The 21,917-nt window shown below is 67.2% G+C and carries 17 protein-coding genes; 7 read left to right on the forward strand and 10 right to left on the reverse strand.

Going from position 1 to position 21,917, the window contains the following annotated elements; all coding sequences use genetic code 11:
* Positions 1 to 2: 2 nt before the first annotated feature.
* Together VHP37_27470 and VHP37_27475 are read right to left on the reverse strand one after the other, a co-directional pair.
* Positions 3 to 920 (reverse strand): AAA family ATPase, encoded by a 918-nt coding sequence (locus VHP37_27470; protein HEX2830117.1) that lies wholly within the window; start codon positions 918 to 920, stop codon positions 3 to 5.
* 22 nt (positions 921 to 942) lie between these two features.
* Entirely contained in the window at positions 943 to 1,311 is a 369-nt protein-coding gene (locus VHP37_27475) for an Mth938-like domain-containing protein (protein HEX2830118.1), read from the reverse strand.
* A 157-nt stretch (positions 1,312 to 1,468) separates the two neighbouring features.
* Here VHP37_27475 and alaC point away from each other — a divergent pair, with 157 nt between their 5' ends.
* Genes alaC through thrC form a run of 3 tightly spaced genes read left to right on the forward strand, consistent with a single transcriptional unit; the run spans position 1,469 to position 5,121 of the window.
* A complete protein-coding gene (alaC, locus tag VHP37_27480) occupies positions 1,469 to 2,653 on the forward strand; it encodes an alanine transaminase (protein HEX2830119.1) in 1,185 nt (394 codons plus the stop codon).
* 31 nt (positions 2,654 to 2,684) lie between these two features.
* Positions 2,685 to 3,995, forward strand: coding sequence for a homoserine dehydrogenase (locus tag VHP37_27485; GenBank protein HEX2830120.1), 1,311 nt, complete (start codon positions 2,685 to 2,687; stop codon positions 3,993 to 3,995).
* 1 nt (position 3,996) lies between these two features.
* On the forward strand, positions 3,997 to 5,121 hold the full coding sequence (gene thrC / locus VHP37_27490) for a threonine synthase (protein HEX2830121.1): 1,125 nt from the start codon (positions 3,997 to 3,999) through the stop codon (positions 5,119 to 5,121).
* An 88-nt stretch (positions 5,122 to 5,209) separates the two neighbouring features.
* Here the strand turns inward: thrC and nadC are convergent, their stop codons facing one another.
* The gene (nadC, locus tag VHP37_27495) at positions 5,210 to 6,040 is read right to left on the reverse strand and encodes a carboxylating nicotinate-nucleotide diphosphorylase (protein HEX2830122.1); all 831 of its coding nucleotides are present in this window, start codon (positions 6,038 to 6,040) and stop codon (positions 5,210 to 5,212) included.
* Between the two features lie 235 nt (positions 6,041 to 6,275).
* On the opposite strand from nadC, the gene VHP37_27500 reads away from it, so the two are divergent.
* Both VHP37_27500 and clpB read left to right on the forward strand, forming a co-directional pair.
* The gene (locus tag VHP37_27500; protein ID HEX2830123.1) at positions 6,276 to 7,826 is read left to right on the forward strand and encodes an FMN-binding glutamate synthase family protein; all 1,551 of its coding nucleotides are present in this window, start codon (positions 6,276 to 6,278) and stop codon (positions 7,824 to 7,826) included.
* A gap of 100 nt (positions 7,827 to 7,926) precedes the next feature.
* Positions 7,927 to 10,521: an ATP-dependent chaperone ClpB gene (gene clpB / locus VHP37_27505; GenBank protein ID HEX2830124.1), complete on the forward strand. Its 2,595-nt coding sequence runs from the start codon at positions 7,927 to 7,929 to the stop codon at positions 10,519 to 10,521.
* 96 nt (positions 10,522 to 10,617) lie between these two features.
* Here clpB and VHP37_27510 read toward each other — a convergent pair whose 3' ends face one another.
* The 3 genes from VHP37_27510 to VHP37_27520 are packed head-to-tail and all read right to left on the reverse strand — an operon-like array spanning position 10,618 to position 14,946.
* The gene (locus VHP37_27510; protein ID HEX2830125.1) at positions 10,618 to 11,706 is read right to left on the reverse strand and encodes a lipocalin-like domain-containing protein; all 1,089 of its coding nucleotides are present in this window, start codon (positions 11,704 to 11,706) and stop codon (positions 10,618 to 10,620) included.
* Between the two features lie 43 nt (positions 11,707 to 11,749).
* A complete protein-coding gene (locus tag VHP37_27515; protein ID HEX2830126.1) occupies positions 11,750 to 14,284 on the reverse strand; it encodes an FtsX-like permease family protein in 2,535 nt (844 codons plus the stop codon).
* Entirely contained in the window at positions 14,281 to 14,946 is a 666-nt protein-coding gene (locus VHP37_27520) for an ABC transporter ATP-binding protein (GenBank protein HEX2830127.1), read from the reverse strand. The genes VHP37_27515 and VHP37_27520 overlap by 4 nt, the downstream gene beginning before the upstream one ends.
* 83 nt (positions 14,947 to 15,029) lie before the next feature.
* Between VHP37_27520 and VHP37_27525 the strand changes: the two genes are divergently transcribed.
* On the forward strand, positions 15,030 to 16,004 hold the full coding sequence (locus VHP37_27525) for a tripartite tricarboxylate transporter substrate binding protein (protein HEX2830128.1): 975 nt from the start codon (positions 15,030 to 15,032) through the stop codon (positions 16,002 to 16,004).
* Between the two features lie 42 nt (positions 16,005 to 16,046).
* Positions 16,047 to 17,474, forward strand: a complete 1,428-nt coding sequence (locus tag VHP37_27530; GenBank protein ID HEX2830129.1) for an NAD-dependent succinate-semialdehyde dehydrogenase — start codon at positions 16,047 to 16,049, stop codon at positions 17,472 to 17,474.
* Between the two features lie 226 nt (positions 17,475 to 17,700).
* On the opposite strand, the gene recQ is transcribed toward VHP37_27530, so the two are convergent.
* From recQ to VHP37_27550, 4 genes are all read right to left on the reverse strand, one after another.
* Positions 17,701 to 19,491, reverse strand: coding sequence for a DNA helicase RecQ (gene recQ, locus VHP37_27535; protein ID HEX2830130.1), 1,791 nt, complete (start codon positions 19,489 to 19,491; stop codon positions 17,701 to 17,703).
* A 71-nt stretch (positions 19,492 to 19,562) separates the two neighbouring features.
* On the reverse strand, positions 19,563 to 20,453 hold the full coding sequence (locus VHP37_27540) for a TauD/TfdA family dioxygenase (GenBank protein ID HEX2830131.1): 891 nt from the start codon (positions 20,451 to 20,453) through the stop codon (positions 19,563 to 19,565).
* Positions 20,454 to 20,634: 181 nt separating this feature from the next.
* Positions 20,635 to 21,396: a hypothetical protein gene (locus tag VHP37_27545; protein ID HEX2830132.1), complete on the reverse strand. Its 762-nt coding sequence runs from the start codon at positions 21,394 to 21,396 to the stop codon at positions 20,635 to 20,637.
* An 88-nt stretch (positions 21,397 to 21,484) separates the two neighbouring features.
* The gene (locus VHP37_27550; protein HEX2830133.1) at positions 21,485 to 21,907 is read right to left on the reverse strand and encodes an ATP-binding protein; all 423 of its coding nucleotides are present in this window, start codon (positions 21,905 to 21,907) and stop codon (positions 21,485 to 21,487) included.
* Between the last annotated feature and the right edge of the window lie 10 nt (positions 21,908 to 21,917).

Genomic DNA, 21,917 nt, shown 5'->3' on the forward strand with positions numbered 1-21,917 from the left:
CGCTAGGGCACCGCGACCTGCTTCATCAGTTGCCGGGCGACGTCGAATCCGTTGATGCGCCGGCCTTCGGTCGCCGACAGCAGGCGGTGGCTCACCACCCCGGGGAGCACCGCCTGCACGTCTTCGGGAACGACGTGCTCGCGCTTTTCCATGAGCGCCCACGCCCGCGCCGCGTGCAGCAGCGCGAGCGCGGCGCGGGGCGAGAGGCCGTTGGCGTAATCGGACGAGGCGCGGGTGTGATTGACGAGCGCCTGCACGTAATCGAGCAGCGCGTTCGATACGTGGATCGTCTGCGCCTGCTGCTGAAGCTCGGCGAGCTCATCGAAGCGCAGGCACGCGCCGAGCTGGGCGAGGAGGTCCCGCCGGTCCTGACCCGACAGCAGCTCGCGCTCGGCGTCCGCGCCCGGATAGCCGAGCTGGATGCGCATGAGGAAGCGGTCGAGTTGCGACTCGGGCAGCGGGAACGTGCCGACCTGGTACGACGGATTCTGCGTGGCGATGACGAAGAAAGGCGCGGGCAGCGTGCGCGTCTCGCCGTCGATGGTGACCTGCTGCTCCTCCATGGCCTCGAGCAGCGCGCTCTGCGCTTTCGGGGTCGCACGGTTCACTTCGTCCGCCAATACGACCTGCGTGAAGATCGGGCCCGGGTGGAACTGGAACGTGCCGCTGTCGCGGTTGTAGATCGACACCCCGAGGATGTCGGCAGGCAGCAGGTCGCTCGTGAACTGGATGCGCTGAAAGGACAGTCCGAGCGACGTGGCGAGGGCGTGGGCCAGGGTCGTTTTCCCGACGCCGGGGATGTCTTCGATCAGCAGGTGACCGCGCGCGAGCAGGCACGCGAGCGCGAGTCGAATCTGGATTTCCTTGCCGAGTATGACGCCGCCGACCTGCCGGACGACCTTATCGATCCTCTCGCTCATGGGCTCCCGAGTTTGCCATACCTCATACGAAGATCGCCGCGATCACCTGGCGGCCTTCGGCCATCAGAATGTTGTACGTGCGGCACGCCGCCCGGGTATCCATCGCTTCGAAGCCGACGCCTGCGGTGACGAGCGGACGGATCACGTCCGGCTTGGGAAACCGCAGCGCCGAGCCGGTGCCGAGAAGGACGAGCTCGGGCGAGCGCGCGGTGAGCACGTCGAAATCATCCGCGGTCAGCGCCTCGAAGCTCTGCGGGTTCCACGGCTCGACCTCGCCTTCGGGCGCGACGATGACCGGGCGGGTGTAGCGCTGATCGTTGACGGAGACGTAGCCGTCGCCGTACCCCGTGAAGAGATTGCGGCCGGCGGCCTTGGTGAGGTGGAGTTTCATGACGGCAGTGGTGGGCGGTCGCGGCGACCTTTCGCGACCAAGCAACTGCCAAGCCGCTGAATTGCTGCGGATAATCCGATAGAATTATACGCTTTTTCACGGCGAACCCTCCGCGGCGGGCTCGCGTCCCACCTCCGAGCCCTTCACGCTTTCGCACATGGAAGAATTCCCCCGCATTCAGCGCCTGCCGCCGTACGTCTTCAACGTCACCGGCGAGCTCAAGCTCTCGGCCCGGCGTCACGGCGAGGACGTGATCGATTTCTCGATGGGCAACCCCGACGGGCCGACGCCGCAGCACATCGTCGACAAGCTCATCGAGACCGTCAGGCGCCCCGACACCCACGGCTACTCGGTATCCAAGGGAATACCTCGGCTGCGCAAGGCGATCTGCAACTGGTACCAGAAGCGCTACGCGGTCGAGCTCGATCCCGATTCCGAAGCGATCGTCACCATCGGCTCCAAGGAGGGCATCGCCCACCTCGCGCTCGCGACGCTCGACCGCGGCGACATCGTGCTCGTGCCGAACCCGAGCTATCCCATCCATATATACGGCCCGGTGATCGCGGGCGCGGACATCCACCACGTTCCGATGCATTCTGGCGTGGATTTCTTCGAAGAGCTCGAGCAGGCGATACGCGACACGTATCCCAAGCCCAAGATGCTCATCGTGAACTTCCCGAGCAATCCGACGGCGCAGTGCGTCGACCTCGCGTTCTTCGAGCGCCTGATCGCGATCGCGCGCGAGCACCACATCTACGTGGTGCACGACCTCGCTTACGCCGACATCGTGTTCGACGGCTACCAGGCGCCTTCGATCCTGCAGGTGCCTGGTGCGCGCGACGTCGCGGTCGAGTTCTTCACGATGTCAAAGAGCTACAACATGGCGGGCTGGCGCGTGGGCTTCATGGTCGGCAACCGCGAGCTCGTCACCGCGCTCGCGCGCATGAAGAGCTATCACGACTACGGCACGTTCACGCCCATTCAGGTCGCCTCGATCGTCGCGCTCGAAGGGCCGCAGGAATGCGTCGAGGACGTGCGCATGAGCTACCAGCGCCGGCGCGACGTGCTCTGCAGCGGCCTGCACGCATGCGGCTGGAACGTCGAGGTGCCCAGGGCGACGATGTACGTCTGGGCGCCGATCCCGGAGCAGTACAAGGCGATGGGCTCGCTCGAGTTCTCCAAGAAGCTCCTGGTCGAAGCCAAGGTCGCGGTCGCGCCCGGCGTCGGTTTCGGCCACTACGGCGACGGCCACGTGCGCTTCGCCATGATCGAAAACGAGGCGCGCACGCGCCAGGCGGTGCGCGGCATCAAGGAAATGTTCAGGAAAGACGGTCTTTTGTGAAGACCGTCGCATTCAGGAAGGACGGTTTGCTGTGAAACCGATCAATGTAGGCCTGCTCGGCATCGGCACGGTGGGCGGCGGCGCGTGGACCGTGCTCCGCCGCAACCAGGAAGAGATCGGCCGCCGCGCCGGCTCGACCATCGCCATGAAGATGGTCGCGGACAAGGACATCGACAAGGTGCGCGGCATCGTCGGCGAGCGCGCGATCGTCACCGGCGACGCCAACGAGGTCGTGTCCAACAGGGAGATCGACATCGTCGTCGAGCTGATCGGCGGCACCGGCATCGCGCGCGAGCTCGTGCTGAAGGCGATCGCCAACGGCAAGCACGTCGTCACCGCCAACAAGGCGCTGCTCGCCCAGCACGGCAACGAGATCTTCGAAGCCGCGCAGAAGCACGGCGTGATGGTCGGCTTCGAAGGCGCGGTCGCCGGCGGCATCCCCATCATCAAGTCGCTGCGCGAAGGCCTCACCGCCAACCGCATCGAGTGGATCGCCGGCATCATCAACGGCACCAGCAACTTCATCCTGTCGGAGATGCGCGAGAAAGGCGCGTCGTTCGCGGACGTGCTGGCGCAAGCGCAGCGCCTCGGCTACGCAGAGGCCGATCCGACGTTCGACATCGAGGGCCACGACGCCGCGCACAAGCTGACGATCATGGCCGCGATCGGCTTCGGCATCCCGATGCAGTTCGAGTCCGCCTACATCGAAGGCATCTCGAAGCTCACCCGTGAGGACATTGCCTACGCGGAGGAGCTGGGCTATCGCATCAAGCTGCTCGGCATCGCCAAGCGCAAGGAGAAAGGCATCGAGCTGCGGGTGCATCCCACGCTCATCCCGGAAAAGCGCCTGATCGCCAACGTCGAAGGCGTGATGAACGCGATCCTCGTGAAGGGCGATGCGGTGGGCCAGACGATGTACTACGGGGCCGGGGCCGGCGCCGAGCCGACGGCTTCGGCGGTGGTCGCCGACCTCGTCGACGTCGCGCGCATGATGACCGCCGACCCCGAGCACCGCGTGCCGCACCTCGCTTTTCAGCCGGGCAAGCTCAGCGACACGCCCATCCTGCCGATGAGCGAGGTGGAGACGTCGTACTACTTCCGCATGCGTGCGTTCGACAAGCCCGGCGTGCTCGCCGACATCACGCGCATCCTCGCCGACCTCGACATCTCCATCGACGCGATGGTCCAGAAGGAACCGCACGAAGGCGAGGACCAGGTCGACATCATCATGCTCACCCACCAGACCATCGAGAAGAACGTCGATGCGGCGCTGGCGAAGATCGAAAAATTGCCGGTGATCGCGGGCAAGGTCACGCGCATCCGGCTCGAAAACCTCAATTAAGATGGCTCATTACCAAGGTCTCATCGAACAGTATCGCGACCGCCTCCCGGTCGACGACCAAACCCCCGTCATCTCGCTCAACGAAGGCAACACGCCGCTCATCGAGCTGACCAATCTGCCGAAACAGATCGGCAGGAACGTCCGCATCTACGCCAAGTTCGACGGTCTCAACCCGACCGGCTCGTTCAAGGACCGCGGCATGACCATGGCGGTGACCAAAGCGGTCGAAGCGGGCGCCAGGGCGATCATCTGCGCATCGACGGGCAACACCTCCGCCGCGGCGGCCGCGTATGCGGCGCGCGCCGGCATCGCGTGCTTCGTGCTCATCCCCGAAGGCAAGATCGCGCTGGGCAAGCTGTCGCAGGCGATGATGCACGGCTCGGTCGTGATCCAGATTCGCGGCAACTTCGACGACGGCATGCGCCTGGTGCAGCAGGCCGCCGAGACGACCGGGGTCGCGCTGGTGAACTCGATCAACCCGTTCCGGCCGCAAGGGCAGAAGACGATCGCCTTCGAGGTCGTCGAAGCGCTCGGCGACGCGCCCGACTACCACGCGCTGCCGGTCGGTAACGCCGGCAACATCGGCGCGCACTGGGCGGGCTACAGCGAGATGGCGTGCGAGCAGACCAAGGCGTGCGCGTACTGCGAAGGGAAGTGCCCGTTCCACCGCGAGAAAAAAGCGACGAAGCGACCGATCATGGTCGGCTACCAGGCCGCGGGCTCGGCGCCCATCGTGCGCGGCAAGATCGTCGAGAATCCGGAGACCGTTGCCACCGCGATCCGCATCGGCAATCCGGCGTCGTGGGAGCTCGCCCTCAACGCGCAGCGCGAGTCCGGCGGCTGGTTCGCCGAGTGCACCGACGAGGAGATCCTCGCCGCGCAAAAGCTCCTCGCCCAGACCGAAGGTGTCTTCTGCGAGCCCGCATCGGCGATCTCGATCGCGGGCGTATTGAAGGACCTCGAAGCCGGACGCATCCGCGAAGGCGTGACCATCGTCTGCACGCTCACCGGGCATGGGCTGAAAGACCCCGACACCGCGATCTCGCAATGCGTGAAGCCGCTGACGGTGGACGCGGAGCTGGCGGCGATCGAGGGGATCATTCGGGAGAACCTCCCGAAGGCTTAATTGCGGTCGAAAATGGATCCCCGCCTTCGCGGGAATGACGTCATTCCCGACCCGCGGTAGCGGAACGATCGGGAATCCATTTTGACGTTCAAACGAAACGCATCGAGAGATCGACGGCCTTCACGTCCTTGGTCAGGCCGCCGATCGAGATCCGATCCACGCCCGTCTCCGCGATCTCGCGCACGTTCGACAGCGTGATGCCGCCGGACGCTTCCAGCTCTGCGCGGCCGGCGGCGATCTTCACCGCTTCGGCCATCTGCTCGGTCGTCATGTTGTCGAGCAGGATCATCTTCGCGTCCCAGGCGAGGGCTTCGCGCAGCTGATCGAAGGTTTCGACTTCGACCTGTATCCACACGCCTTCCGGCGCGACTTTTCGCGCTTCCTCCAGCGCCCGGCTCACCCTGCCGGCCGCCGCGATGTGGTTCTCCTTGATGAGCACGCCGTCGTAGAGACCGAGGCGATGGTTCTTCCCGCCGCCGGTCTTGACCGCGTACTTCTGCGCGAGCCGCAGGCCCGGCAGGGTCTTGCGGGTGTCGACGATCGCCGCGCGCGTGCCTTTGACCGCTTCCACGTAAGCGCGCGTCGCCGTCGCGACCGCCGACATCATCTGCAGGAAGTTGAGCGCCGTGCGCTCGCCGGTGAGCAGCGCCCGCGTGTCGCCCTCGATCTCGCACACGACGGTGTCCGCAGTCACCGTGTCGCCGTCGTGGGCGCGCCACTTCACCTTCGCATTCGGATCGAGGCGTCGGAAGCACGCCGTAACCCACGCTTCTCCGCACAGCACCGCCGCGCTGCGGCACACGATGGACGCGCGTGCGGGGGTGCTGGCGGGCGTCAGCAGGGCGGTCCAGTCGCCCGCACCCACGTCTTCCTCGAGCGCCCGCGTCACGTTGCGCTCGATTTCGGCCTGAAGATCCACGATTCCCTCTACGTTGAGCAATTGTGGCGGGTAGTTTACCTTTCGCCCAGATGATCTGAGCGGTGCATAACTAAGGGAAAGGAGGTCTCGGAGGAAAACCCCGGTTTTCCTCCGAGGCGTTCACCGGCGCGGAAGCGCAGCGCCCGCTAGCGGGCGCTCGGAGGGAAACCATGGGTTTCCCTCCGAGGCGTGTACCGGGGTCAACGAAGCGCAGCGGAGTCGCCTTATGGATGTTATGAATGTCCTGACTTACGGGATCGGAACCATCCTCGGTTTCGTGCTGCTCGTGGGCCTCGCGATCCTGATCATCCACGACGTCACCCAGAAGAAGCACACGGTGCTTCGCAACTTCCCCGTCGTCGGCCGGCTGCGCTTCTTCTTCGAGAACCTCGGCGAGTACTTCCGCCAGTATTTCTTCGCCGGCGACCGCGACGAGATGCCGTTCAACCGCGCCACGCGCGCATGGGTGTATCGCAACGCGAAGAACGAGGGCGGCTTCATCGGCTTCGGCTCGACCAACGACCTGCGCGAGCCGGGATCGATCATCTTCGTCAACCATCCCTTCCCGGTGCTGGAGGAAGACCGGCTGCCCACGCCGTCGATCATGATCGGCGACGGGTACTGCCGCGAGCCTTTCGAGGCCAAGTCGATCGTCAACATCAGCGGCATGAGCTTCGGCGCGATCTCCGAGCCCGCGGTGCGCGCGCTTTCGCGCGGCGCGGCGGAAGTGGGGTGCTATATGGATACGGGCGAAGGCGGGCTCGCGCCGTATCACAGCGAAGGCGGCTGCGACATCATCATGCAGATCGGCACCGCCAAGTACGGCATACGCAATCTCGACGGCACGTTCTCGGCCGAGCGCGCGAAAGAGCTCGCGAAGCACGTGAAGGCGTTCGAGATCAAGCTCTCGCAGGGCGCCAAGCCCGGCAAGGGCGGGATCCTGCCGGCGGCGAAGGTGACCGAGGAGATCGCACGCATTCGCGGCATCCCCGCGGGGTGCGATTCGATCAGCCCCAACCGGCACATCGACATCGCCAACATCCACGATCTTCTCGATCAGGTTGCGTTCATCCGCGACCTCACCGGCAAGCCGGTCGGGGTGAAGACGGCGCTCGGCGGCTGGGAGTTCATGAACGACCTGTGCGAAGCGGTGCTGAGCCGCGGGCTCGAATATGCGCCGGACTTCATCGCGATCGACGGCGGCGAGGGCGGCAGCGGCGCCGCGCCGCAGACGCTCATGGATCACATGGCCTTGCCTATTACGGAAGCGCTGCCGAGGGCGGTCGACGCGCTGCTCCAGGCCCAGCTCAAGTCGCGCATCCGCGTCATCGCCGCGGGCAAGCTGGTCACGTCGGCGCGTGCGGCGTGGGCGCTCTGCGTCGGCGCCGACTTCGTGAACACCGCCCGCGGTTTCATGTTCGCGCTCGGCTGCATCCAGGCGCTGCGCTGCCACAGCAACACCTGTCCGACCGGCGTGACGACGCACAACAAGCGCCTGCAGCGCGGGCTGGTGGTCGAGGAGAAATACCTGCGGGTCGCGAACTACTGCCGGAACATGAACCACGAGATCGACATGATCGCCCACTCGTGCGGCTGCCGGCACGCGCGGGAGCTCAAGCGCGAGCACGTGCGCATCGTGCAGTCGGCGAACCACAGCATCGCCCTCAACATGCTGTCGCCGTATCCGGTGGTCGGGGTCAGGCCCACCCCGCGGCCGATCGACACCATGGGGCCGGTCGCCCCGGTGCCGGCCCCCGAGACGCGCGAGGCCGAGGTGCCGAGGTAGTTCTCGTTGCGGCGCATCATCGCGCCTCTTGAAATTCGGCGTTCAGGCCTGATTTAGGCTTGCAGATAGGAAAAATCAGCCCGAATCGAGGTCAAAACCGATGCGTTTCGACAAGTTCACCACCAAGTTCCAGCAGGCGTTTGCCGATGCCCAGAGCGTCGCCGTGGGCAACGACAACCCCTACATCGAGCCCCAGCACCTGCTGTACGCCCTCCTGAATCAGGACGACGGCGGGACCACCTCGCTGCTCCAGCGTGCGGGCGTCAACACGCCCAAGCTCAAGACCGATCTCAAATCCGCGATCGACCGCCTGCCGAAAGTCGAGGGCACCGGCGGCGAGGTCAACGTGTCGCGCGACCTCGCGAACCTCCTGAACGTCGCGGACAAGGAAGCCCAGAAGCGGGGCGACCAGTTCATCGCCTCGGAGCTCTTCCTGCTCGCGGCGGTCCAGGACAAAGGCGAAGCGGGTCGCATCCTCAAGCAGGCCGGCGCGAATCGCGCCGCGCTCGACGAGGCGATTCAACAGGTGCGCGGAGGCGAAAGCGTGCAGGACCAGGAAGCCGAAGGGGCGCGCGAAGCGCTCAAGAAGTACACCCTCGACCTCACCGAGCGCGCGCGCTCGGGCAAGCTCGACCCGGTCATCGGCCGCGACGACGAGATCCGCCGCGCGATCCAGATCCTCCAGCGCCGCACCAAGAACAACCCGGTGCTGATCGGCGAGCCCGGCGTCGGCAAGACCGCGATCGTCGAAGGCCTCGCGCAGCGCATCGTCAACGAGGAAGTGCCCGAGACCCTCAAGGGCAAGAAAGTGCTCTCGCTCGACATGGCGGGGCTGCTCGCCGGCGCGAAATACCGCGGCGAGTTCGAGGAGCGCCTGAAGTCGGTCCTCAAGGAGATCGCCCAGGAAGCCGGCCGCATCATCGTCTTCATCGACGAGATCCATACCATGGTCGGCGCCGGCAAGGCCGAAGGCGCGATGGACGCCGGCAACATGCTCAAGCCCGCGCTCGCCCGCGGCGAGCTGCACTGCATCGGCGCGACCACCCTCGACGAGTATCGCAAGTACATCGAGAAGGACGCGGCGCTGGAGCGCCGCTTCCAGAAAGTGCTGATCGAGGAGCCGAGCGTCGAATCGACGATCGCGATCCTGCGCGGCCTGCAGGAGAAGTACGAGCTGCACCACGGCGTCGACATCACCGACCCGGCGATCGTCGCCGCAGCCGAGCTCTCGCATCGCTACATCACCGACCGCTTCCTGCCGGACAAGGCGATCGACCTCATCGACGAGGCGGGCGCGCGCATCAAGATGGAGATCGACTCCAAGCCCGAAGCGATGGACAGGCTCGAGCGCCGCATGATCCAGCTCAAGATCGAGCGCGAGGCGGTGAAGAAGGAGAAGGACGAGGCTTCGAAGAAGCGCTTCGAGCTCATCGAGCAGGAGATCGGGAACCTCGAGCGCGAGTACGCCGACCTCGAAGAGATCTGGAAAGCCGAGAAGGCGCAGGTCCACGGCTCCGCGCACATCAAGGAAGAGATCGACCGCATCAAGCTCGACATCACCAAGCTCCAGCGCGAAGGCAAGTTCGACAAGGTCGCCGAGCTCCAGTACGGCAAGCTTCCGCAGCTCGAAGCGCAGCTGAAGCAGGCCGAGAGCGGCGGTGAGAACAAGGTCAAGCCGCGTCTGCTGCGCACGCAGGTCGGCGCCGAAGAGATCGCGGAAGTGGTGTCGCGCGCGACCGGCATCCCGGTGTCCAAGATGATGGAAGGCGAGCGCGAGAAGCTGCTGCGGATGGAAGACGCGCTCCATCGCCGCGTGGTCGGCCAGGAAGAGGCGGTGCGCCTCGTGTCCGAAGCGATCCGCCGCCAGCGCGCGGGCCTGGGCGATCCCAAGCGGCCGTACGGCTCGTTCCTGTTCCTGGGTCCGACGGGCGTGGGCAAGACCGAGCTCACCAAGGCGCTCGCCGAGTTCCTGTTCGATTCGGAAGACCATCTCATCCGCATCGACATGAGCGAGTTCATGGAGAAGCACTCGGTCGCGCGTCTCATCGGCGCGCCGCCGGGATACGTCGGCTACGAGGAGGGCGGTTACCTCACCGAAGCGGTGCGGCGCAAGCCGTACTCGGTGATCCTGCTCGACGAGGTCGAGAAGGCGCACCACGACGTGTTCAACGTGCTCTTGCAGGTGCTCGACGACGGCCGCATGACCGACGGGCAGGGGCGCACGGTGGACTTCAAGAACACCGTGATCATCATGACCTCGAACCTCGGCTCGCAGATGATCCAGTCGATGGGCGGCAGCGAGTATGCGGAGATCAAGGGTGCGGTGATGGCCGAAGTGAAGAACCATTTCCGGCCGGAGTTCATCAACCGCATCGACGAGATCGTGGTGTTCCACCCGCTCGACGAGAAGAACATCAAGGAGATCGCGCGCATCCAGTTGAAGGGCCTGGAGAAGCGTCTCGCCGCGATGGACATGCGCCTCGACGTGACCGATGCCGCGCTGCGCGAGATCGCCTCGGTCGGCTTCGACCCGGTGTTCGGCGCGCGGCCGCTGAAGCGCGCGATCCAGTCGCAGATCGAGAACGGGCTCGCGAAAGCGATCCTCGAAGGCGCGTTCGGTCCGAAAGACACGATCAAGGTCGACGCGCGGGGCGGGAAGGTGGTGTTCGAGAAGGAGATGGCAGCAGCAGCCTGACGGCTGCCGCTGCCATCTCCGATGGCGGTGAACGCCAAGGAGGGAAACCAAGGTTTCCCTCCTTGAACCTCCTTTCCTTCAACACCATCACGCGTTTCATACCTTCATCGGCCGGTAATACCCCGTCAGCTCCAGATACCCGCGCCCCATCGATTTCCCCTCGCGCATCGCCGTCACCGCGCCTTCCCAGTACACCGCGCCGGTGGACGCGCGGCTGTCGCTTTCCTGATCGTCCATCAGCGGCTCGAGCGTCAGCTCGAGCGAGCCGACGCGCACGCGCCAGGCGATCGCGTAGCTCGCGCCGGTGCGCGGCGAGCGCCACGTGCGCAGCGGCGTGAATTCGACCTCGGCCGGTCGGTACGTCGTGCGCTTGCCGTCGGCGGTGCGCAGCGTCGCGCCGGCCCACAATTTCCCGCCCGTCTTGTCGCGCATCCGAAACGCCATCAGCGCGCCGCCGCCGTCGAGATTGATGCCCATCCAGTCCCAGCCGCTCGCCTGCTCGTCCATGTAGCTCGACGACCATTCGTGGTCGAGCCACGCGCTGCCGGCGGCCGCGATGCGCGACGCGCCCTGACGAATCTCACCGACGGCCTCGAGGTGCGGCAGGCTGTAGTAATAGCTCGCCGATTCGGGGCGCGCTCCTTTCCTGCTGAAGCCGGCGTCGCCCTGCAGCAGCGGCGGCTGAGTCGGCGTGAACACGAGGTCGAGCGTGAAATCGCGGGCGGAAGCGTGCGTGCGGTAGTCGCCGCCGTCCTGCACGAGCGACCAGTCGTCGAGCCATACGCGCGTGCGTCCCGTTTCCGCCCCGGCGAGACCGAACGCCGCGCGCGCGACGCGCTGATCGTGCACGAGCCGCCCGCGCGCGGCGTCGCTCAGCGCGGCATGCGCGATCACGATCTGCTTCGCGGCGAACGCGCTCGGGTTGCTCTCGTCGATCTCGGGGCGCACGCGGAAAAACGTCACCTGGAAACCCATCGCGGCGCCGCCCGGCCGTTCCAGCCATCCCGTCACGTACCACCACTCGGTCCGGAATTGCGGGTGGCTGCCTTCGTCGTCGGGAAAGCGGATTCGATAACCCGGCACTACGGGCGCGTACCGCGTGTCACGCGAGCTCGCTGCTCGCGCGAACGATGCCGGTGCGGCGACTGCAATCGACAGCAACGCCAGCGCCCGGCGGCGTGCCACGAATCCACTCATCACTTAACACTCAACACTTAACACTCGCATTTCACCAATCCTCCCTCACCGCCCTCGTCACCTCGTCGCTCATCGCCCGACGCCCCGAGACGACGGCGGTCAGCGTAGCGGCGACGACGAGCGAGAGCGCCAGCACCCCGAGCTCGCCCCAGGGAATGTGCATGTCCATGCTCCAGTGGAACGACTGGCGGTTGATGACGTGCACGAGGACGAGGCTCACGAGCCAGCCGAGCGCCAGACCCGCGACGACGCCGACACTGCCCACGGCCAGGCCTTCGAACGCGAGCATCGAGCCGATCTGGCGGCGCGTCATGCCGATGTGCCTCAGCACGCCGAACTCGCGGCGCCGCGCGAGCGCCTGGGCGCTGAAGCTCGCGCTCACGCCGAAGAGGCCGATCAACACCGCGGCGACTTCGAGCGCGTACGTCACGGCGAACGTGCGATCGAAGATCGCGAGCGAGATCGACTTGAGCTCGCGGGGCGTCGCGATCTCCAGGCCTTCGTGCGAGACCAGCCCGGCCCGCAGGCGTGCCGCGGCCTCGTCCGGTGCGACACCGCCCGCGAGGTACAGCCATGCTTCGTTCGCCCTGCGGTCGCGGGTGATCGCGACGTAGACCGCGCGATCGATGACGACCGCACCGTTCTGCCGCGCGTAATCGCGCCAGATGCCGGCGACGGTGAAGTGCCGCGGCACGCCGCCGATCGGCAGCGTCACGATGTCGCGAGCGCTCACGCGCAGCACGTCGGCAGCGACCTCGGACAGCCAGACCGGCGTGGGCGCGCCCGCCGCGGGCTCGACCCGCGGGCCTTCGAACGGCAGCGGCGGCGCCGATTGTCCCGGCGCCAGCGGACGCGCGATCAGGGTGAGCGGCGGCCGATCCCTGGCCACGAACACGCTCTGGCTGCGCAGGAACACCGCGCGCTCGATACCCGCCACGCGCGCGATCCGCGCCTGTTCTTCTTCGCTGAAGAAGCCGGTGTCGCCGAGCCTTCCCGCTCGTAGGTAGAGGTCCGCGGGCAGCATGCGGTCGAGCCACGTCGCGAGCGATTCGCGAAACGAGCCGATCATGATGATCATCGACACCATCAGGCTGAAGCTCGCGAGGATACCCGCGAGCGCGACCGCCACCTGCCGCGGCGTCGCCTGCAACTGCGCCGCGGCCAGCGCGGCGGACGCGCGCCGCACGTTCGGCAGCCGTGCCAGCGCGAAGTGCGCGAAGCGCGGCATGACGAGTATCGCGCCGACCAGCAGCAGCGCGATCGCGGCGTAGCCGGTCCACGGCAGATCGCCGAGGGGCGGCGCCTGCGACAGCGCGAGACCGATCGCGATGATCGCGAGGCCCGGCGCCGCGCGCTGTACGCCGCGCAGCGCCTCTTCTTCGTCACCCGCTTTCAGCGCGGTCGCGGGCTGGCGCCGCGCGGCTTCGAGCGCGGGCAGCGCCGCCCCGATCAGCGAGAACACGACGCCGAGCACGAAGAACGTCGCAAGCGCCGCCGGATCGACGTGCAACTGCGCGTCGACCGCGCTGAAATAACCCGCGCCGAGATCGCCGCCCAGACGCGCGACGGCGAAGTGTGCGAGCGCAACGCCGAGCGCGACGCCGAGGAGCGATCCGATCAGTCCGGTGAGACTCGCGTCGACGAGCAGCAGCCTGACGAGCTGTCCGCGCGTGACGCCGATCACCCGCAGCAGCGCGAGCTGCGAGCGGCGCCGCAGCAGCGCGAGGAACTGCGTGGAGAACACGAGGAATGCGCCGGTGAAGAGCGCGACCAGCGCGAGCATGTCGAGGTTGGTGCGATACGCGCGCGAGAGGCTCACGTTGCGTGCCGCCTCCGCCTCGGGCGTGGCGACGACCGTGCCGGCGGGCAGCACGCTCTCGAGCGTGCGCGCGAACGCTTCGGCCTGCGTTCCCGCCGCGAGCTTCAGATCGATGCGCGACAGGTCGCCGATACGGCCGAAGACGCGCTGCGCTTCCGCGATGTCCACGATCGCCATGCGCTGGCGCGTGGCGCCCGGCGCGAGCACGCCCGCGACGTGCAGGGTTTCGACGCGCGAGCCGGCGTGCACTCGGAGCTCTCCGCCCTTGCCGACGCCGAGATCTTCCGCCGCCGCGGCGGACAGCAGCGCCTGCCGCGGCTTGAGCAGGTCGGTCAGCGCGTCGCGGCTTTCGAGCAGGAGGTGCGGCTGCACCTGCAGCGCGCGGAACGAATCGAGCCCGAGCACCTTGATCGTGTCGCGGCGGCCCGCGATCTGCGCGTCGACCTCGAGCGCGGGGCTCGCGGCCGCGACGCCGGGCGCCCGGGCGAGGCGCGGATACAACGATTCCGGGAAGCCGGAGCGCGGCCCGCGCACCACGAGGTCGGCTTCGCCCGCGAGCGAGCGCACCGCGAGCTCGAACTCGTTGGTGGCGCTGGCGTTGATGAGGTGCACCGCGACGCCGAGCGCCACGCCGAGCGCGATGCCGAGAAGGGCCAGGACCAGCCTGCCCGGATGCTCCCGCCACGCGCCGCCGGCGCTCGCCCGCCAGAGGCTCGTCAGTACCGCGGGGCGCCAAGGCGCGATCACTGCACTGCGAGCCCGTCCCGGGACAGCACGTATACGCGATCGGCGTAGCTCGCCGCGGCCTTCGAGTGCGTCACGAGGATGCCGCCGCCCGCGCGCCGCTTCGCTTCGGTGCGCAGGAGCGCGAGCACCTGCGCCGCGGCTTCGCTGTCGAGATTGCCGGTCGGTTCGTCGGCGAGCACCAGCTGCGGCTCGTGCACGAGCGCGCGCGCGATCGCCACGCGCTGCGCCTCGCCGCCCGAGATCGTGCGCGGGAAGTCGTGCGCGAGGTGAGCGATGCCGACCGCTTCGAGCATCGCGCTCACGCGCGCGTTGGCTTCATCGCGGGGCGTCTCGGCGAGATCGAGCGGCAGGCGCACGTTCTGGAACACCGTGAGGTGCGGGAGCAGGTGGAACGCCTGGAACACGAAGCCCATGCGCCGACGGCGCAAGAGGGTGCGCGCATCGTCGTCGAGCGCCGACAGGTCGATGCCGTCGAGGATGATGCGACCCGCGTCCGGGAGGTCGAGGCCGGCGATGAGATTGAGCAGCGTCGACTTGCCCGCGCCCGACTCGCCCATGATCGCGACGAGCTCGCCGTCGGCGACCGTCAGCGACACCTCGCGCAGCACCGCGCGTACGCGGGCGCCGCCGTAGGATTTCGTGACGTCGTGAAGTGTGAGCACGGGGTGCGCGGAAGTGGAGTCGCGCGCCCGATGCTATCATGCCGCCCTCGTCAGTTTCGGAAGTCCTCCGAGGAGAAATCAACGTGAGATCCACCGCTGTCAGCCTCGCCTGCGCCGCGTTGGCTGTGCTGTCCGGCGCGGCCCAGGCGCAGCAGAGCTATCCCGCGCGCCCCGTGCGCCTCATCATCCCGTTTTCGCCGGGCGGGGCGGCCGACGTGCCCGGCCGCCTGCTCGCCGATCGCCTGACCAAAGTGCTCGGGCAGCAGATCGTCATCGACAACCGCCCGGGCGCGGGCTCGACCATCGGCGCCGAAGCGGCGGCCAAGGCAGCGCCCGACGGCTATACGCTGTTCATGATCAGCAACACGCATTTCGTAAGCGCGGCGCTGTATGGCAGGAAGCTCAACTACGATTCGCTGAACGATTACACGCCGGTGACGCAGATCACCGCCGCGCCGAACGTGCTCGTCGTCCATCCGTCGCTGCCGGCAAAGAGCGTGAAGGACCTCGTCGGGCTCGCCAAGTCGCGGCCCGGCCAGATCAACTACGCCTCGTCGGGCAACGGCAGCACGCAGCACCTCACCGGTGCCCTGTTCTGCCGCATGGCCGGCATCAACATGACGCACATTCCGTATCGGGGCAGCGGACCCGTGACCGCCGATCTCATCGGCGGGCAGGTGCAGGTGGCATTCCCCGGCATTGCCGGCATGCTGCCGCACATCAAGTCGGGCAAGCTGCGGGCTCTCGGCGTGACGAGCACCAAGCGCTCGCCCGAGCTTCCCGACGTGCCGACGATCGCCGAGGCGGGCGTCAAGGGTTACGAGATGGTCGCGTGGTTCGGCATCGCGGGTCCCAAGGCGCTGCCGCGCGAGATCCAGATGCATCTGCACGGCGACCTCATGAAAGTGCTGAAAACGCAGGACATGCAGGCCGCGATGCGCAACGCCGGACAGGAAGTCGCGTACCAGGAGAAGCCCGAGCAGTTCTACCAGTTCATGAAGGTGGAAGCTGCTAAATGGGCTAAAGTCGTTCAAGAAAGTGGTGCCAAAGTCGAGTGAGGTGATGCCATGACCGAGCAAGTGCTGGAGAAGCCTGCGACCGTGTACGAAAAGCTCGCGATGTACATCGACGGCAAGTTCGTCGAGGCCGAAGGACGCAAGACCGAGCCGGTCGTGAACCCGGCGAGCGGCGAAGTGCTCGGGCACTTGCCGCATGCCACGCGCGAAGACCTCGACGCCGCGCTGGCGGCGGCGCAGCGCGCGTTCGAGAGCTGGAAGAAATCTTCGCCGCTCGATCGTTCCGCGATCCTGCGCAAGGTGGGACAGCTCGCGCGCGAGCGCGCGCAGGAGATCGGCCGCAACATCACGCTCGATCAGGGCAAGCCGCTCGCCGAATCGGTCGGCGAGGTGATGGTGTGCGCCGAGCACGCCGAGTGGGCCGCCGAAGAGGGCCGCCGCATCTACGGCCGCGTGATCGCCCCACGTCGTCCGGAAGTGCATCAGTTCGTGCTGCGCGAGCCGATCGGCGTGTGCGCCGCCTTCACGCCGTGGAACTTCCCGTTCAACCAGGCGATCCGCAAGATGGTCTCGGCGCTCGGCGCCGGCTGCACGCTGGTGCTGAAAGGCCCGGAGAGCAGCCCGAGCGCGGTCGTCGCGCTGGCGCGGCTCTTCCACGACGCGGGGCTTCCGCCGGGGTGTCTCAACATCGTGTGGGGCGTTCCCGCCGAGGTCTCGGACTACCTCATCAAGTCACCGATCGTGCGCAAGGTGTCGTTCACCGGCTCGATCCCCGTCGGCAAGCAGCTGGCGGCGCTCGCGGGCGCGCACATGAAGCGCGGCACGTGGGAGCTCGGCGGCCATTCGCCGGTGATCGTGTTCGACGACGCCAACGTCGAGCAGGCGGCGATCACGCTGGCCAAGCTCAAGGTGCGCAACGCCGGGCAGGTGTGCGTGTCGCCGTCGCGCTTCTACGTGCAGAAAGGCATCTACGACAAGTTCGCGGCGACGTTCATCGAGACCATCAAGTCGATCAACGTCGGCAACGGGCTGGAGAAGACGACGCAGATGGGACCGCTCGCGCATTCGCGGCGCGTCGACGTGATGCAGGCGTTCGTCGAGGACGCGGTCACGTGCGGCGGCGAGATCGTCACCGGCGGCGCGCGGCTCAAAGGCTCGGGTTTCTTCTTCCCGCCGACGGTGATCACCGGGCTGCCCGATACCGCGAAGCTCATGACCGAAGAGCCTTTCGGTCCGATCGCGCCGCTCGCGCCGTTCACCGATCCGGAAGACGCGATCCGCCGCGCGAACAGCCTGCCGTACGGGCTCTCGTCGTACGTCTTCACCGAATCGCTCAAGACCGCCCACTACGCGGCGAACGCGATCGAATCCGGCATGGTCAACATCAACCATTTCGGCAGCGCGCTGTCCGAGACGCCGTTCGGCGGGGTCAAGGAAAGCGGGATCGGCAGCGAGGGCGGCACGGAGACGTTCGACGGCTACCTCGTGACCAAGTTCGTCACCCAGGTTTGATCGAACGTGATGGGTGAAGCGTGACGGATAACCCGTGACGGACGAACCCTGGGCGTGCGCGCGATCGGTAAAGGAAAGGAGGTTCAAGGAGGGAAACCTTGGTTTCCCTCCTTGGCGTTCAACCGAGCACCCGGGCTCTAGTCACCGCCGCGTGGCAATCCTCGAAGTTGGGCAGTGGCTACCCGGGGTTGAGCAACGCGCGTGCCCGTGTGGCGAGTTTGGTTTTCTACTCGTTGATCAACGAGATAACCATCGGGCCGTAGCGCTCCAGCTTGCGCGCGCCGATGCCGCTGATGGTGCCGAGCGCAGCGAGGTCCTGCGGCTTGAGCGCCGCGATCGAGGCGAGCGTGGCGTCGTGGAAGATCACGTACGCAGGGACCGCCTGCTCGCGCGCTTCGTTCGCCCGCCACGCCTTCAACTTCGTCAGCAGCCCTTCGTCCGCCCCCGCAGGCAGGGCCGCCTGCGCACGTCGCCGTGAGCCACGCGCGCGGGGGACCGCGCGGCGCATCTCGACCGGCATTTCGCCCCTCAGCACCGGTCGGCTCGCTTCGGTCAGCTTCAGCGCGCCGTAGGCCTCGTGATCGGGCCGCGCATAGCCCAGCGCGACGAGCTGCCGGAAGATGTTGCGCCATTCGTTTTCGTCGAGATCGGCCCCGATCGCATACACCGACAGCTTGTTGTGCTCCCACTGCGTGATGCGATCGTTGGGGCGACCGCGCAGCACGTCGATGAGATGGCCCGCGCCGAAGCGCTGCCCGGTGCGATAGATGCAGGATAAAGCCTTGCGCGCGGCCTCGGTCGCATCCCAGGTCTCCGGCGGCTCCAGGCAGGTATCGCAGTTGCCGCACGGCGCGCTCGCTTCGCCGAAATATTCGAGCAGGCGGACGCGCCGGCACGCCGCCGTTTCGCACAGGCCGAGCAAGGCGTCGAGCTTGGCCGCGGACACGCGCTTGTAGGCGTCGCTGCCCTCGGACTGGTCGATCATGCGTCGCTGCTGCACCACGTCGCCGAGGCCGTAAGCCATCCACGCGTCCGCGGGCTGGCCGTCGCGGCCCGCGCGGCCGGTCTCCTGGTAATAGCTCTCGATGCTCTTGGGCAGGTCGAGGTGCGCGACGAAGCGCACGTCGGGCTTGTCGATGCCCATGCCGAACGCGATCGTCGCGACCACCACGATGCCGTCCTCGCCCTGGAATCGCGCCTGGTGGTCGGCTCGCGCGGCGCTGTCCATCCCCGCGTGATAGGGCAGGGCGCGCACGCCGTGCTCGCACAGCCATGCGGCGGTCTCGTCGACCTTGCGGCGCGACAGGCAATAGACGATGCCGGATTCCCCCGTATGTTCCTCCCGCATGAACGACAGGAGCTGCGAGCGCGCGTCGCTCTTGTCGACGATGCGGTAGCGGATGTTCGGCCGGTCGAAGCTCGAGATGAAGACGCGCGCCTCGTCGAGCGCGAGGCGGTGCACGATCTCGTCGCGCGTCTGCGGATCGGCGGTCGCGGTGAGCGCGATGCGCGGCACGTCGGGGAAACGCTCGTGCAGCACCGAGAGCTGGAGATATTCCGGCCGGAAGTCGTGGCCCCACTGCGACACGCAGTGCGCTTCGTCGATCGCGAACAGCGCGACCTTCGCTTCGCCCAGGAGGTCGAGCATGCGCGGCATCAAAAGCCGCTCGGGCGCGACGTAGAGCAGATCGAGCTCCCCCGCGCGGAATGCGCGCTCGGTCTCGTAGACCTCGCGCCCGTCGAGCGTGGAGTTGAGGAAAGCGGCGCGCACGCCGAGCTGCTTCAGGGCCGCGACCTGGTCCTGCATGAGCGCGATCAGTGGCGAGACGACGAGCGCGGTGCCTGCGCGCAGCAGCGCGGGGAGCTGGTAGCACAGCGACTTGCCGCCGCCGGTCGGCATGAGGACGAGCGCGTCCCCGCCCTGCGCCAGGTGGGTGACGATCTCTTCCTGTTTACCGCGAAAGCCCGAGTGGCCGAAGGTGTTCTGGAGGAGTTGTAGCGCGGAAGAAACGGACATCAGTATTTCGATCGTAGGGTGCGTGGCAACGCACCGAAAAATGCGCGGTGCGCTCGCGCGCACCCTACGGTTCATGCCGCGGCACGGGCCGGCCACATGTCTGCCAGACCATCCGCATCGGTTGCGGTGATCGTGGTGCGCACCATGTGGCGCGGCTGGTCGCCCGGCCACGGACGGCCGCGGTGCAGGACCGCGCGATTGTCCCACATGACGACGTCGCCCGCGCGCCAGCGGTGCTCGTGCGTGCGGCCCGGCGCGGTCGCCAGCGCGGTCAGCTCTTCGATGAGCGCCTGCGCGGCCTCGTTCGCCAGGCCGTCGATGGCGTAGGTGTGAGAGGCGATGTACAGCGCGTCGCGGCCGTTCGCGGGATTGCGCCAGCGGATGCGCCACGATACCGGCGGCAGCGTCGATTTCTCGCGATCCGAAGCGAGCTCCGGAGCGATCTTGCCGCGCGAATGCGCGTAGTCGTGCCACGCGTAAGCATTTTCGAGCTCGAGGCGCAGCGTCGGGGTCAGACGATCCCATGCGAGGCGCGTCGACGCGAACTCGGTCTCGCCGCCGGTCGGCGGAATGACACGGGCCGACAGCACCGACGCGAGCGCCGGCGGCGCCTTGAAGCAACTGTCGGTGTGCCAGAGCTGGTTCGCTTTCGCGCGGAGATCTTCCTTGTGACCCGGCGGAACGAGCCCGCCGGAGACGGGGTCGATGTTGGTGAGGATGCTGAAGGGCGTGCCTTCGCCGATGGAGGCCGCCTTGGCAGTCTCCAGCGGTCCGAAGCGGCGCGAGTAGGCCACCTGCAGATCGTCGGTGATCGTCTGGTCGCGGAAGAGCAAGACCGAGTGCTCTTCGAAAGCCGCGCGCACCGCCCGGTACGCTTCGTCGCTCCGTGCGACGTCGGCGAGGCCGACGCCGCGCACTTCGGCGAAAAAGCCCGGTCCCCGCTGCTCGACTCGAATCTGCATGATGGCTGACGTGAATACGCAGCCGAAAGGTTAACGCCTGCTGTGTGAGACGCGCAAACGTCGAATGGAGCGCGCTGTACAGCCGTTGCCGCTCGCGCGGCTACGGCAGCGGTGCGCTCGCGCGCACCCTACGAAACCACCAATGACCACGTAGGGTGCGTGCTAACGCACCGCGAGAAGCTCAATAACGCGGGCCGTAGACGGTGCCGGTCGGGGCGCCGTAGGTGCCGCCGACGCCGGATTGCATCAACGGGTTCGCTTCGGCGCGCGACAGGAAACCGTCGCGGTTGGCGTCGTAGCGATCGAAGGTCAGCGGGTTCGCGATCGCGGCGGCCTCGGCGCGCGACAGGAAGCCGTCGCGATTCGTGTCGAGCCCGTCGAACGTGTAGGCCGGCGCCGCCGGCGGGATCGGCGCGGTGGCGTAGCGGGGGGCATTCCATATCGGCGCCGCCTCGGTGCGCGTGAGGAAGCCGTCGCGGTCGGTATCGAGCGAGTCGAACGACATCACCGTCGAAGGGGCGGCGTTGCGGCTGGCGAGCCACTGGAGGTGCGGCTGCGCTTCGCTCATCGAGAGGAAGCCGTCGCGATTGGTGTCGAACGCGTCGAACGAGCCGCCGGGGATGGTATTGAAGGTCGTGCCGGCTTCACCCCTCGACAGGAACGCGTCGTTGTTGGTGTCGAGCCTGCGGAACATGTCGGCGGCCGATTCGACCGGGTAGGCGGGCGAGCTCGCCGGCAGGTTGAGCGGCTGCGCTTCGGCGCGGCTCAGGAAACCGTCGCGGTTGATGTCGAGGCGGTCGAACTGCGTGACCGGCGTATCGGGACCGCCCGAGACGTACACGCTGTTGCCGTTCGGATCGTACGGGGCGCAGGCCGCGAGCGCTGCGGCGCACGCAAAAGGCACGAGCGCGAGACGCAGGCCGCGTTTGATGGGGACTTTCATGGGGCTCTCCTCGGATCAGGTCGAAACGAGGAAAGCCGTCCAAGATTCGTGCCCGACCTGCGGGCACAGGGGACCTAATGCCCCGGCGTTACTGCGCCGCAGTACGCCTCACGTGCATCTCGATGATGTTGCGGTCGCCGCGGCGAGCGTAGCTGCGATCGGTCGACAGCTCGTAGAGGAAGACGATGCCCAGGCCGCCCACCGGACGATCCTCGGGGACGGCCGCGTCGAGGTCGGGCTCCTCGATCGCAAAGGGGTTCCACGCGGGCGCGCAGTCTTCGTAGACCAGCCGGCAGCCCTGTCCGTCGACCTCGACGGTGAGCCACACCGGCCCGTCGGAGTCGCCGCCGTAGCCATGGAATACGCTGTTGGCGAACAGCTCCTCGACGAGCAGCACGGCCCGCTGCCGCTCGTCGTCTTCGATGCCGGCGCATTGCGCTTCTATGAACGCGCGTATCGTATCGAACTCCGCCTGTCGCGCGGTGAAGCGTCGTGTGGCGCGACTATTCACCCGTCAAGCT

The sequence above is a fragment of the Burkholderiales bacterium genome (assembly GCA_036262035.1).
In the GTDB taxonomy this organism is placed as follows: domain Bacteria; phylum Pseudomonadota; class Gammaproteobacteria; order Burkholderiales; family SG8-41; genus JAQGMV01.